17 protein-coding genes are annotated in these 13,499 nt (G+C 47.9%); 14 read left to right on the forward strand and 3 right to left on the reverse strand.

Features of this window, described 5'->3' with window-relative positions; genetic code table 11:
- The first annotated feature begins 509 nt into the window (after positions 1-509).
- The 12 genes from ABLV52_RS17355 to ABLV52_RS17410 all read left to right on the forward strand — a co-directional run bounded on the left by ABLV52_RS17355 (position 510) and on the right by ABLV52_RS17410 (position 6,451).
- On the forward strand, positions 510-1,238 hold the full coding sequence (locus ABLV52_RS17355; RefSeq protein ID WP_348890673.1) for a DUF3944 domain-containing protein: 729 nt from the start codon (positions 510-512) through the stop codon (positions 1,236-1,238).
- 59 nt (positions 1,239-1,297) lie between these two features.
- Positions 1,298-1,975, forward strand: coding sequence for a WYL domain-containing protein (locus ABLV52_RS17360; protein ID WP_045901451.1), 678 nt, complete (start codon positions 1,298-1,300; stop codon positions 1,973-1,975).
- Between the two features lie 98 nt (positions 1,976-2,073).
- Positions 2,074-2,493, forward strand: a complete 420-nt coding sequence (locus ABLV52_RS17365; protein WP_348890706.1) for a hypothetical protein — start codon at positions 2,074-2,076, stop codon at positions 2,491-2,493.
- A gap of 54 nt (positions 2,494-2,547) precedes the next feature.
- A complete protein-coding gene (locus ABLV52_RS17370) occupies positions 2,548-2,907 on the forward strand; it encodes a hypothetical protein (protein WP_348890674.1) in 360 nt (119 codons plus the stop codon).
- An 80-nt stretch (positions 2,908-2,987) separates the two neighbouring features.
- Complete coding sequence (locus ABLV52_RS17375; RefSeq protein WP_348890675.1) at positions 2,988-3,200, forward strand: hypothetical protein; 213 nt, start codon at positions 2,988-2,990, stop codon at positions 3,198-3,200.
- A gap of 110 nt (positions 3,201-3,310) precedes the next feature.
- A complete protein-coding gene (locus tag ABLV52_RS17380; RefSeq protein WP_200093046.1) occupies positions 3,311-4,132 on the forward strand; it encodes a DUF932 domain-containing protein in 822 nt (273 codons plus the stop codon).
- A 162-nt stretch (positions 4,133-4,294) separates the two neighbouring features.
- Entirely contained in the window at positions 4,295-4,690 is a 396-nt protein-coding gene (locus ABLV52_RS17385; protein WP_162881977.1) for an antirestriction protein, read from the forward strand.
- A gap of 10 nt (positions 4,691-4,700) precedes the next feature.
- Positions 4,701-4,931: a hypothetical protein gene (locus ABLV52_RS17390; RefSeq protein WP_126765052.1), complete on the forward strand. Its 231-nt coding sequence runs from the start codon at positions 4,701-4,703 to the stop codon at positions 4,929-4,931.
- Entirely contained in the window at positions 4,928-5,410 is a 483-nt protein-coding gene (radC, locus tag ABLV52_RS17395; protein WP_197800808.1) for a DNA repair protein RadC, read from the forward strand. Before ABLV52_RS17390 ends, radC begins: the two co-directional genes overlap by 4 nt.
- A 13-nt stretch (positions 5,411-5,423) precedes the next feature.
- Positions 5,424-5,645, forward strand: a complete 222-nt coding sequence (locus ABLV52_RS17400; RefSeq protein WP_111965524.1) for a DUF987 domain-containing protein — start codon at positions 5,424-5,426, stop codon at positions 5,643-5,645.
- 22 nt (positions 5,646-5,667) lie between these two features.
- A complete protein-coding gene (locus tag ABLV52_RS17405) occupies positions 5,668-6,027 on the forward strand; it encodes a type IV toxin-antitoxin system YeeU family antitoxin (protein WP_126765048.1) in 360 nt (119 codons plus the stop codon).
- Between the two features lie 49 nt (positions 6,028-6,076).
- The gene (locus ABLV52_RS17410) at positions 6,077-6,451 is read left to right on the forward strand and encodes a TA system toxin CbtA family protein (protein ID WP_318784678.1); all 375 of its coding nucleotides are present in this window, start codon (positions 6,077-6,079) and stop codon (positions 6,449-6,451) included.
- Positions 6,452-6,989: 538 nt separating this feature from the next.
- On the opposite strand, the gene ABLV52_RS17415 is transcribed toward ABLV52_RS17410, so the two are convergent.
- The 3 genes from ABLV52_RS17415 to ABLV52_RS17425 all read right to left on the reverse strand — a co-directional run bounded on the left by ABLV52_RS17415 (position 6,990) and on the right by ABLV52_RS17425 (position 10,871).
- On the reverse strand, positions 6,990-7,979 hold the full coding sequence (locus ABLV52_RS17415) for a glycosyltransferase (RefSeq protein WP_348890677.1): 990 nt from the start codon (positions 7,977-7,979) through the stop codon (positions 6,990-6,992).
- A gap of 827 nt (positions 7,980-8,806) precedes the next feature.
- A complete protein-coding gene (locus ABLV52_RS17420; protein WP_348890679.1) occupies positions 8,807-9,817 on the reverse strand; it encodes a hypothetical protein in 1,011 nt (336 codons plus the stop codon).
- Positions 9,818-9,836: 19 nt separating this feature from the next.
- Positions 9,837-10,871 carry an HD domain-containing protein gene (locus tag ABLV52_RS17425; RefSeq protein WP_348890680.1) on the reverse strand — a complete coding sequence of 345 codons (1,035 nt, stop codon included), beginning with the start codon at positions 10,869-10,871 and terminating at the stop codon, positions 9,837-9,839.
- 706 nt (positions 10,872-11,577) lie between these two features.
- On the opposite strand from ABLV52_RS17425, the gene ABLV52_RS17430 reads away from it, so the two are divergent.
- Entirely contained in the window at positions 11,578-12,555 is a 978-nt protein-coding gene (locus tag ABLV52_RS17430) for a thymidylate synthase (RefSeq protein WP_032755307.1), read from the forward strand.
- On the forward strand, positions 12,555-13,499 hold the full coding sequence (locus ABLV52_RS17435; protein ID WP_032755309.1) for a hypothetical protein: 945 nt from the start codon (positions 12,555-12,557) through the stop codon (positions 13,497-13,499). The genes ABLV52_RS17430 and ABLV52_RS17435 overlap by 1 nt, the downstream gene beginning before the upstream one ends.

Raw genomic sequence — 13,499 nt, forward strand, 5'->3', positions numbered from 1 at the left:
CTGTTGTTAACGCAAAGAGGTCAGATTTAACATATTAGAAAGGTGGCATCATCATACACTTTGCCACCTTTCCTATTACGTTCCAAACGGATACCTTCCTGAAGCCTTACTCAGCAAGACCTCTCTTTTATACTTCAATCACTTCTCCACAAATAAGCTATAGTACTAAAATTAAAATTGTCGTTAGCCATCAAAGTTGAAGGCATCGATTACCAAACACTACGAAACAACACGCAGCAAAAGAAACAAATGTAAGCTCATTAATATTTGGGAAATATATAATCACCCTAAAGCAGCAAAAAAACAAACTCACTAGCCATTATCGTTATATTGATAACACTCAGGCACGATAAAAATCGTTATAGCTGTTTGGTTCCTCCCATATTTTTCCAGCCACACCCTGTCCGTATATATTTCTATAGAGCATATATTAACCATTTTTGACGACACATCCGTGCAATAGCCCCTTTTACAGTGTGACCTCACATCACACTGACTGAGGATAGATAATGGTTGTCTACCGTAATGACCCTGATTTGAATCTGCTGGGCCAATGCAGCAATGAAGAACTGCAATTGCTGATTTCCATCCTGACCACTGACCCACGAGACGGCGGCACTCGTTGGACAGAGAGTCTTACCGGAACCCCGGAGTTTCGTCTGCTGGCACCAGACCATCGCCGCTACTGGCAACTGATAGCCGCTGAGCTTCAGCGTTACGGCGCGAATACCCTGGCGAGTCTGGTCCGGCTGGGGCAAGGCGTGACCTATCGGGAAATTCTCGTTGATGTCTGTGACAAGCTTGATGTGAATTACAACCAGAAAAGTACTACCGAAACCATTGAGCTTGCTCTGTTGATGAAGGTTCTGGAAAAAAGCTTGGATCAGATGTCACCAGAAGAGCTGGCTGCTTTCTCCCACAATATGCATCTGGATCTGACAAACCCCACGCCACAACTCATTCTTATCGCCGTTCAGGCCGCCATCCGGACTTCCTCGCTGGCTGCGCTCGAGCTGGCAACGATGTTGTCTGCTAGTGTCATCACCTCCCTGGGCGGTATTGCCACTTGGGGAACTGTTGTGGTCGCTTCACGTGCTCTTTCCGTTCTGGCTGGTCCTCTTGCCATCGCCCTGAGTTCAGCGTGGATGATTTCCGACATCGCCGGTCCGGCTTATCGGGTCACGATACCCGCATGCATCATCGTGTCCTGGCTGAGACAGCAGCACCTTTCCCGTTAACATCTTTTTACTTAACCACCAGCCCGACAGGGCTGCTATTTGCGCAGGAAGCATCCCTCATGTCTGAACAGGAACAACGCTATGACCGCCTGGCAAGCCGTCTCGCCATACTGGTCAGCCGCCTCTTTATGGGAGAAACGCTCAGTGTCAGGCAACTTGCTCAGGAGTTTGGCGTCTCTGAGCGTACCGTGCAGCGCGACCTGCGTGAACGCCTGCGCTATATCGACACGGAATATTCCGGGGGTAATTTTCGCCTGCGGGATGCACGGGGCCCCTTTCGCACTAACTGCGACATTATCCGCTTTGCCCAGATAACCCAGGTGGCACATTACTTTCCGGCACTTGACCCTAAATTGTTATCGGTCTTGCTCGACAGCGGCCAAGACTCCCCCTGCATTATCTGGAATACGCCACCCCGTCAGGCTCCGGCGTTGTTTGGCGGTTTTCAGGTCATTATCCAGGCCATCATCAGCAGTCGCCGCATTCATTTTCTGCACCACGGACACCATCAGTCCGCCGTTGCCCCTTACCGGCTTATCTGTCTGGAAGGCGAGTGGTACCTGACGGCAATAACTGGCGAGCGGATTCAGGTATTTACCCTTTCAGCCATCACCGATGTGGTTATGACCATCGGGGGCTTCACCAGAAGCAATCATATCCGGCGAATTTTTGAAGACCCGCGATTTATTCAGGCCCTGCCGCATTTTCAGTACATCAGCAGGCTCATCCGGGAATGAACCCGCATGTTCATTCGTCAGCACCGCAGTTTTACTAACAGAAGGAGTTCGTCTTGAAAAATGTATCACTCAGCATCCTGGTATTGGCTGGCAGTCTGATGCCGGTTATGGCGCTGGCATCTGGCAGTCAGGGGACCTGGACCCGGGGTTGGGGACAGGGTGTATCAGAGTTTGTTATCAAAGGGAAAGGTCAGTCACAACTGTCTATGAGTTGCGAGGATTATGGCTCGCAACCGGCCACGGTCATATTTACTGACGCAAGCGGACATCAGGTCAGTATGGATGAAGATAAAAGCCTTCAGGTCAGTATCGATGGTGGGGCACTTATTGATATCAGCGAATCTGGCAGTCGCGTGGGCGGTAATAACCTGGCGCTGGCCTGGGCTCAGTTACGTAATGGCAAACAGGTCTCAGTGACAGGAGACGGTGTTAAGCCTGCCACATTCACGCTGGCCGGTGCGGCTAAGGTACTACCGGCATTCGGGACACACGGCTGCGTGGGTAAAGATGCACTCTAGCCTGTATCTGAATTTAACGGCTGTTGATGACGTTATTTTTATAAGGAACAGATTATGAAATTTAAATATATGCTGGTATCCGCACTGCTTGCATTGTCAGCCCAGGCGCTGGCAGCGCCCGCGCCGCCCATCAAAGTGGAGACCAGTAATCAGGTTCATCCTGCCGGAACACGCTATGTCACGGTCGTGGTCACCTCGCTGGATGACAGTATCAAAGTTGAAAAGATAGATGTGAACCGGGGTAACTGTCGTATCGACAACCAGAAGTACCTGTCTTCAAAAAATAAGGAAACCATTCTGCCTGCCACCCTTCGCTACGGGCAGTCCGTCAGAGTGAATTTTTATAATAACTGCGTGGCTTCGGAAGTTGTCGTCACCACGGATAAGGGGGGATGGCGTTACACCTACCACTGAACCACTTTCCTGTATCAGCTTCCTCAAATAAATCTTCATTCCACCAAGGGACTGCCGTCAGGCAGTCCGGAGCAAACCCAATGACCTTTCTGAAAATGCTGGTGATGGCCCTGAGCCAAGCTCTGACCTGGTGCGGCGGGCATCAGGCCCGGCAGTATATTGAAATTCGCCTGCGTCAAGCAGGCTACGATGACAGCAGTATTGATACAGCCCGGGAAGCGGTCACGTTGCTGGTCACTGCACTTATCACCGCCCTGATGGCGCAGATACTGAATATTCTGGATACGCTGTAGTCCCGTCCGTCATATCCGTTCATTGAGAACAACACATCCAGCCCCTGCCTCCTTACGGAGCAGGGGCTTTTGCTTTTATGCCATCAGAGTAATCAGATGAGGAATCAACTATGCGATTAGCCAGCCGTTTTGGCCGGGTGAACCAGATTCGCCGCGACCGCCCCTTAACCCACGAAGAACTGATGCAGCATGTCCCCAGCGTCTTCGGGGAAGACAAGCACGACTCCAGAAGCGAAAAGTACACCTACATACCCACGATCACCCTGCTGGAGAACCTTAAACGCGAAGGGTTCAAGCCATTCTTTGCCTGCCAGTCACGAGTGCGCGACCAGAGCCGACGGGAACATACAAAGCATATGCTCCGGCTGCGTCGTGCCGGTCAGATAAACGGCCAGCAGGTGCCGGAAATCATCATTCTGAATTCTCACGATGGCGCATCGAGTTTTCAGTTGCTGCCGGGGATATTCAGAAGTGTCTGCACCAATTCGCTCGTTTGCGGACAATCGTTTGGCGAGATCCGCGTGCCACACCGGGGGGATGTTGTCGGGAAGGTGATTGAAGGGGCTTATGAGGTTCTCAGCGTCTTTGACCGGGTGGAAGAAAAACGTGACGCCATGCAGTCCCTGCAACTCCCGTCACCCGCACAGCATGCACTGGCTAAAGCGGCGCTGACATACCGTTTTGGGGAAGAGTATCAGCCTGTGACTGAATCGCAAATTCTTGCACCCCGTCGCTGGCAGGACGAGAGAGATGACCTGTGGACCACCTACCAGCGCATTCAGGAAAACCTGCTGAAAGGCGGACTAAGTGGCCGTACCGCTCAGGGTAAACACACCCATACACGCGCAGTAAACGGGATTGATGGCGACGTTAAATTAAACCGCGCGCTCTGGGTGATGGCGGAGAACATGCTGAACCTGTTGGACCGGTAATCACCCGCGCCCCGCCACAGAAATCAATCCCCGGCCCAAGACCTTCATTCGACATCTCCATGCATAAGGAAAATTAACATGACCGACATAATTAATATTAACGATAACAATCAGCGACCTCTGCAGGCTGGCGATGACGGTTCTGCACCGGCACTGACAGCCATGTCCGTAGCGGACGAACAGCGTGTGGAATTCTGGCCGCAGCACTTTGGCAACATCCCGCAGTGGATAACCCTTGAACCGCAGGTCTTTGCGTGGATGGATCGGTTCTGCGCTGACTACAGCGGCGGTATCTGGAGTTTTTATTCTCTCAGCAACGGCGGAGCCTTCATGGCTCCGGAAACGGACAGCGATGCCTTCTGGTCGCTGTTTAACGCCATGAATGGCAATGCCGCAGACATGAGCGCCGAAGCTGCAGGGATTGCGGTCTGTCTTATCGCTTACAGTCATCACGCATGCCGCACAGAATGCGATGCCATGACGGAACATTACTGGCGTCTGCGTGACTATGCGCTCAATCACCCGGAATGCAACGCCATCATGTGCATTACCGACTGAGCGTCCCGCTATGCCGTATGAACTGTCTCTTAATGCCCTGTGGGATGCGCTGGGGAAAACAACGGTCAGGGATGAGGACGGAGAGGTTGTGACCGACGAACCCTTCCTGCATTTCCCGGCAGGTACCCCTCTCTTCCATATCTGGGCATGGTTCGAATCCCTGCACAACGAGTTCGTCGTTGCCGTGAAACTGTACAACACATCCGTCCCGGATACGTCAACAGACAGGAAAAGCAAATGAATACCACCACGTGTCCCCCTGACCGCGGGGGAATATCTCCCGTCGCACAGCGCACTATCAGACGCGCACTGACCCTGCTGGAACGCCAGTTACGCAAACCCGGCGAGGCATTCACCTCCAGTCAGGCGGTCCGCGACTGGCTCCGTCTGCAGCTCACCACGCTGGAGCGTGAAGTCTTCATGGCACTCTTCCTCGATAACCAGCATCGTCTTATTGCCCATGAAACGCTCTTCACCGGCACCATCAACCATACGCAGGTACATCCCCGTGAAGTGATAAAGGCCGCACTGAAATACAACGCGGCTGCCATCGTGCTTTCACATAATCATCCGTCAGGTTATGCGGAACCTGGCCATGCCGACCGGCTGCTCACTGACCATCTGAAACAGGCACTTAAACTCGTGGATATCTGCCTGCTGGACCACCTGGTCGTGGGAGGCATGGACATCGTCTCGTTTGCCGAGCGTGGCTGGCTTTAGGGAGAGAATAATGATGAGAATCATCAGTAAACGTCAGGCAATGGCGATATACCGCCAGCATTCTGAGTCCCGGCTGTTTCGCTTCTGTACCGGGAAATATAAGTGGTCCGGCAGTATCTGCCATTACCACGGCAGGGAAGTGCAGGATATCCGGGGTGTGCTGGCCGTGTTTGCTGAACGCCGACAGGACCGCAACGGTCCGTATGTGATCCTGCGCAGCGTCACCCTGAACTGACTCACTGTTAAGGAGTTCTTACATGCAGAAAACAACCAGTGTAATCAACCATAACATCGCGGAACCCTGGTGGGGCCTCAGACGCAACGTCACGCCGTGTTTTGGTGCCCGGCTAGTACAGGAGGGTAACCACCTGCATTACCTTGCTGACCGCGCCAGCATCGCCGGGACATTTAATGACGCAGATTTACGCCATCTGGACCAGGCATTTCCGGTACTCATGAAGCAGATGGAGCTGATGCTGACCAGCAACGAACTCACGCCCCACATTCAGCGCTGCATCACGCTCCACGCAAAAGGGCTGATATGTGAGGCTGATACGCTCGGCTCCTGTGGCTATTTGTATATCGTAATTTATCCGACATCAGCAACAACCGCATAAATCCCAAACGCTTTTCCTTAATCAAACCAGCCAACAAAGAATGCAAACCATGCAAATACATTCCCTGTCCCTTCAAAGGGCTGCCTCGCCACGTCTGTCGTCAGTCGAAATCTGGCGAAAATTACTGAAGTATCTGCTGAAACAACACTACGGTCTGATGCTGAACGACACACCGTTTGGCAACGGCGAAGTGATCCAGAAGCACATTGATGCGGGAATTTCACAGTGTGACGCGGTGAATTTTATCGTGGAAAAGTACAACCTGGTGCGTACTGACCGTCACGGCTTCAGCGTGAAAGAGCAGTCTCCATTTATCGGCAGCATTGATATGCTCCGCGCCCGGAACGCTACCGGGCCGATGACCCGCAAGGGATATAAAACCGTTACTGACATCACAGGCGGCAGATTCAGCGGAGAGAGATAATGACGTTAGCCCTGATCGTTGACGACGGCACCGTCAGCGATCAGTCCCTCAGGCGCCAGTACAACGACTGGCGCTTCTATCAGATCTCCATCAGCTGATACAGATGTTCGCTCAGACAACGCGTATGGCGGTAACACCTTAACGGAGATATCTGTCTGCAGTAGAAGAGGGTGCGGCAGGACGCCACCAGAACATCAGGGGCCGTATCATCTGCCAGGAGAGAGCTTAATTCCGGGGCGTTCAGTAAAATGAAACACTTCTCCGGGAGTATGCCACCGGCATTCCCTTTCGGAAAATAACCGCCCAGATACAGTAAGACGGCCAGCAGGCGAAACTGCCGGGTGAGTACCGCTTCAGTGTCCCGGTAATGTGCGGCTATCCACAGGCATTCCCGCAGCATAAATCGCCGGGTCCGTTGGGTGAGGTCACCGCCTTTGTCATACCAGCGTTCGACGATATCCCTGGCAGAGCGAATGGAGTCATTACCCGTTGTCGCAGTTTGCCACGACCGTGCCAGAAGCGTTGAGATATCCATGGATTAACGTCGCGCCTGCGAAACGGCTGCGGGAGTATTGCGGACACCAGGCAGATAAATATTGCGAACCAGCTTCAGGAGGAAAAAAACATCGCTCAGGTTGCTCACGCCGGGTACCAGATGGCGAAAGGCTATCCGCACACGAAAACGCGCCCGGACCGCCTGCCGGTCATTCACCCTGCGCCGGTACAGGCCCAGAAAGTGACGGCTTTCCACCAGCGCATGCCTGACCAGCGCTCGTCTGACAGACCGGTACTGCGTCTGTGTACTGAGTGCCAGAATATCTGCAATTACGTCGGTATAACTGACAGCCCGGATATCGTAATAATCCGGGCTGTGCGTGATTGACGCCGGGTTATTCACCCACAGGTAATCCTGTCTGTCAGAGAAATAAAACCGGCCATCTGCGGCGGCAAGCTGTATTGTCCAGAGAATGTCCTTGTGACTTTTCCCTTCCTGGAGTCGCAGGTCATGCTCGCGAATGTACGCTGAACGGATTATCTGCAGCCACAGATAATGCGGCCATTCTCTCTGACTGACGCAATGGCGTATCCACTGCTGACCCGTCAGCGTCTGACCGTAAGGCTGTCTGCGGTGAACGGTATGCCGCAGATGTCCGGCGCTGTCTGTATGCCGGGCATTGAAAAGGACGACATCGGCCTGTGCTTCGCGGGCTGTGCGTAGCCGCTCCTGCAGAAAATCTGCCGCAACCCGGTCATCCGCATCCAGGAACACCACCCATTCACCACGGTGAATCGCCAGTGCAGTATTACGGGCAGCATACACGCCCCGATTTTCCTGACGAATGAGAATAAGCCGTTCATCTGTAATGGCGCTGAGTACCGTCCATGTGTCGTCGGTGGAGCCATCATCCACAACAATGATTTCATTACTGAGCGTTGTTTCGCCAAGCAGTGTCTGGACCAGAACCCCGATACTGTCAGCCGCATTGAAGGCAGGAATGATGACGCTGATATCGATGTTGATTTTCATTGAACAAAGGGAATGTAAGCAGAGGGAAACTTAAGAGCTGTCACCCCATCAGGGGCAATAACCTGCCGGGTAAGAAACATTATCAGGAAGAGCGTTCCGGTGATTTTCGTACTGAGGGGGATACCACTCGTTTTTCTCTGATTTCCTGGTTAACCACCATCAGACAGTCATCGCAGAATTCTTTATCCAGCCCGAAAATCCGGTCCAGAACGCCTCTTTTCTTGTTACATCTGGCACATCTTTTCATTCCATCACCTGCTGTCGCATTCCCATGCCGTGCCCGCAGGACAAAAGAAAGTCGCCCGCCAGAAGACAGGAAATAAATTAATAAACAATACGTTAAATGAGTTTTTGGGAATTTATCACAGGCACTACCGGGCCGGATAATTCATTTTGCAGATCAATTTTTACTAATCGATCGGTTTAATCGATCATCTTTTTCACTCTGCTTTACACGCCACCCACGTTCCTGCTCTCTTTACAGGTGCGATCAGTTTTTTGAACTACTGGAAAGGATGCACTACCAGTTGGATAGTCAAACCATTCCCGATAACTGGCACTATGTGTAATAGAAAATCTACAAAATTTATTAATGCTTTGAATGGCTGCTATAAGCGAACAGCGGAAATTGGCAGTTGAGTTGCCGCTGGTATTACTAGTATTGCCGTGTTTTAATTAATGGGGAGCAGGTCAAATCGTGAGTTTCCATCGGCAAAACCTCATTTTTTGATGAGGCGAAAGTTATGGCGATATTTGGTTTATAAATGGAGTTGGGTTCCTGGTGAGGGGCAAAGAGTTGAATAGATGCCCCGTTAATGGCTTCAGGATTAAAAAATAAGCGCCGTGTGAATTTGGTGCTCCGGTGGAAATATTGATTTTAATAGTTGATATAAGCTATTAGTAAATTTAGTGCTACGTTCGCTTAAGTCAACATATAACGGTTTGTCAACCCTTCCGTTTTTGTCTTTTATGTCCTCAAGAATATCTCTTTTATCTCTACTACTTAGACATAAAAGGAAGTATTCATACTCGCTGAAGATTTCATTTATCGTTTCACTACTAAAATTCTTATCTGAACTTTCGTTCGCTATATTGAAAACCCTCTCTAAGGGTGAACTTTCAAGTAAGGATGATAAATAAGAAACTCGATCTTCAATTCCAAGATTTTGATCACTAGCTGTAGCGATAGTCATTATTCCTGCAAAGTATAGTAGTTTTCTGGAGAATCTTAGCTTTATATTTCTTGTTCCCCATGACTTTCCATCAGCATCTACTTTGTGCTGAAAGTCAGTAGTTATAGTTCTATAATATCTAATTATATCGTTCAATAGATATTTGTCGATTTTCCCATCACTTGATGAATTTAAATACTTATTAATAAGTGTTTTTTTATAGCTATCGAAAAGCAATTCATTATAAATAGCTTTTCCTTCTAATAAAAATAACATACGCCTTGTTAAAGATTGATTTGTATCCTGATTTCCACCAATGTTTGCAAGGATGTTATCGAAGACATCGACTGCTTCAGCACCGAAAGTACCAGTATCACCTGCCTCTTTTTTAATATATTTATTTATACATTCTTCTATTTCTTTCTTTTTTCCTAGCATAAACTCTTTCGTTGACAATTTATCACAAAATATAAAAAGGTCCATATCAGACTCTACTGATGCTTCAAGTCTGCCAAAGGATCCTGTTGTTATAATTGTGAACTCTAAATCCTTATGCACTTCAAACATCGAATCCAAATCTTGCTTAAGTTTTGATAATATATCTTTACTATAGGAAATTGATGACTCTATAGTTGTGTGTTTTTCCACTAAGTCATTGTAAGACATGCTATTTTCTCCACTTCAATTAAAAATTTACTTCCCGGTAAATGTTAAGTTCATCATTATCAATTGTTTTTTTATATTTGCTATTTATATATCTTTTTTTAATATTTTCTTCATGTAACACCACTTCATATTTTCTTGTTGTATACTCTAAATCATGACCTTTTATACAAGATGGCATATCATTATTTTTTAATGCTGATAGCCATTTGAACAAGATTGAGTACTTACCTCTCCAGCTCTTTTCTTCCGCAAAAAGATCTTTGTGTTCAATTTTGTTGTATTCAATAAAGAAAATCTGGCTTACTTTGTCAGACAAGATTCCATGTTTTGTATTTATGAAATTTTTGTAAACAAATTGCTTCGTTCTCCAGAAATCGTCCAAAGTTTGCAATCTTTTTGATTTGCTTATGCAAGCATTATCTATAAATGCAGCTTTAGCAATAGATATCCTGTTTAAAACATTGCTTTGATTTATTCCTTTATATTCAACGCATCTTATAATACCATCTATTGTGTCGGCATTTATTTTACTATTGAATATATCTGCACCATCGACTTTTGTTTCAAAATTAAGAAGGCTTATAATAAAATTGATATCAAAATTCTTAGAGAGAACGTCTTTTAATCCGCTATCCTTCCAAGCACTGCCATTAATAATATTTTCGCCAATTTCATGGTGTCCATACCCAAAGTGCTTTTGGATGTAAGGCTCAGCACTGTGTGATAGTGGTATATGACCTATATCATGAAGTAATGCTGCAGCCACGATATGCTCTTTTAGCTCGTGGCTATAATTTCGTTCGGTTGCAATGTAATTAGCTATTCCTGCAACAAATAATGAATGAGATGCTCTATTTCTATCTATGTTAGGTAGATAATTTCTTTCACTATAATCAATGGCACCTAAAAAGGATATATCAAATAGCCGCTTAAAAGCAGCTGTATGAATTATACCTAACAATGTTTCGGACTTTTGCAGATCTTTAACCCAATATCCGATACTTTCTTTTTCAATGTCATAATCATTGCCAGGGATGTTAAAAAACTGTTTCATACACTCCCTCTAAAATCACCTGTGAAAAGTTCACTTTAACATCTAATCGCCCCTTTTGCGTACTAAATCTAAGCATGAATGCACATTATCACTTGAAATCATCCGTACTGTTAAAAGACAAAACGCCTCTTCTATGTGTCTTCCCCTATATGTATCAAATAGTTACACTCTATAAATGTGTGGTAGAAAGCTAAAATGAAAGATAACAAGCCACTGTATTGGCTCAAAGCAGCCTAAGTTTGTCTGTAGTGGTGTACCGATTTTGGCCACATAAGCAGAACTGAAAAATGTCCGCTCCTGGCCCGGAGCGGACAGAAATCAAGGTCACAAGGTCCGCTGTGAGCGAGGAACGGACCTTAGTGTTTCAAACGGTTGCACAGTGGTAAGGCCTGTAGTCAGGTGCTTACAGGCGCGCCGCATTTGGTAGTGTGGTTTACAGCACCATTTTCAGGGCTGATATTAGGAAACCGACCGGTTCATTTGGTGGAATATCCTGGAGAGCGGCCCGCATGCGTCTGCGCCCTCAGCTCTTAGGCTGCGTGAACGTTTATTGCTTCAAGAGGGAATGGAGGAAACATGGGGGTTAAATTTCGCACCTGATGATGTGTGTCATACCTGCTATAGCCCTGTTTGTACTAATGTAATATTGACTCTTTATCGTACGAGTGGTAATGATTTGTTACATTCATAATTTAACAGGCAGTTTATGACTCTTCTGGTGACGGCTGAATGTGTTGACGATCTGTTAAAAGATGTCCATCAGGCGATCCTGACTGACGGACTCTGGAATACTCCCACTAAAGGAGCAAATATTGAGATTCTGGGAGCCTACCTGATTCTCACCGATCCTCGCCGCAGAATAAGCAGGACAGAATCCCGCGGTAAAATTATCAGCTGTCTGGGGGAATTGCTGTGGTACCTCTCAGCACGGAACGATCTCGATTTCATCCAGCACTTCATACCTCGCTACGTAAAATACGCTGAATCCGACGGCAGAATACATGGGGGATATGGTCCGAGATTATTTAGTATGCACGGGCTGTATAATCAGCTGGAAAATGTCATCAGTCTGCTGCAGGAGAAAAGAACCACTCGACGCGCACTGATACAACTGTTTGATGCCTCAGATCTGGTTACGGATAATCCAGAACAGACAGAATATGCCGATATTCCGTGCACGATATCGTTGCAATTTATTGTCAGACAAGACGCACTGCATCTTTTTGTCTGTATGCGCTCTAACGATGCCTTTATGGGCTTACCCCATGATGTGTTCGCCTTCACGATGTTACAGGAACTGGTCGCCCGCCTCACCGGGTGCAAACTGGGGCATTATCATCACTTCGTCTCAAGCCTCCATATCTATAAAGAACATTTTGAACAAGTAAAAGCGCTACAGCAAGAAGGCTTTATGAGTACCTTGCCGGTGATGGGTGATATGCCTGAAATTCAATCCTTAAAGGACATTACAGTCATCCTTGAAGCAGAAAAGGCTCTGCGGGAGAACAAGGAATTTGATATCGATACCATGCCCCTAAGTGACTACTGGAAGGATTTGCTGCGCGTGATAAAGACCCATTTTTTGTTGCGTTCACATACGTCGGCACACGATGAGCTGGCCCGCCGGGAGCTGACTGCACTGAATAATCAGGAATACCGATTTATTTTTGACGGGAAAATATAATGAACAGACACAGTCAGGCCAGCCAGTTGGTCGCCGCTCTTCAAAACTTCAGTCGCGATGAACATCCCCTGAACGGACTAAGTTCTCCGGCTCACTATAATGTATTAGCCTTTCAGATTATCGACAGTATTCGCCGCATTCGCTATATGGCAACTCTGACATCACGAACCGATTATATGGATCCGCTAAGAAAAGAGCCAAACTCAGATTTATTTGATCCTCTTCGTGCTGCGTGTTTGCATCTGCGTGACAACAACTATGACGAAGCCTGCTGGCTGGTTTTCCTAGCCACGCATTTTGGCCGGAGTAATAAAACTGGCTGGGTTTTGTGCCGCGATATTTACAGTGGACTGGGTACCCAGACGTGGACATGGGATGCCATAACGGATGACTTTGATGCTTTTGAACATTGGTTTGCCAGCGTTTCTGATGAGCTGACTCTACACAGCAGTCTCAGGCAGTATGGTAACCACCGCAAATATGAAACGAAAAAATATCATTCACGTCGTTCTATACCTATCGTTTTTCGTTCTTATCTCGGATTCATCGGTGCGACATACAGCCACGAGGCCCGGTTTGCAGAAGCAAGGAGTCTCGCGGCTACACCTGCTACTCTTTTCGAATTGCTATATTCAGGCCTGAATGCGGTGGTTTCATTCGGACGAACCGCCCGATTTGATTATCTGACTATGCTAAGAAAAACCGGGCTCATCGAGGCAGAACCGGGGCATGCTTTTTTGAAGGGAGCTACCGGCCCTCTCCAGGGAAGTCGGCTACTGTTCAGTAACAGCCGGAGCGCCGGTGACAGACTAGAGACTCTGAATGATAAACTGGCAGAGCTTGCCGAAATTATCCCTGCACCTTATCTCAGGATGCAGGTCATTGAAGACGCACTGTGTAACTGGCAGAAGTCACCTGATCGCTACGTCTATTTTGGCGGATGA

Origin of the sequence: Klebsiella sp. GB_Kp056 (assembly GCF_040064755.1) — a bacterium.
Classification (GTDB): Bacteria; Pseudomonadota; Gammaproteobacteria; order Enterobacterales; family Enterobacteriaceae; genus Klebsiella; species Klebsiella quasipneumoniae.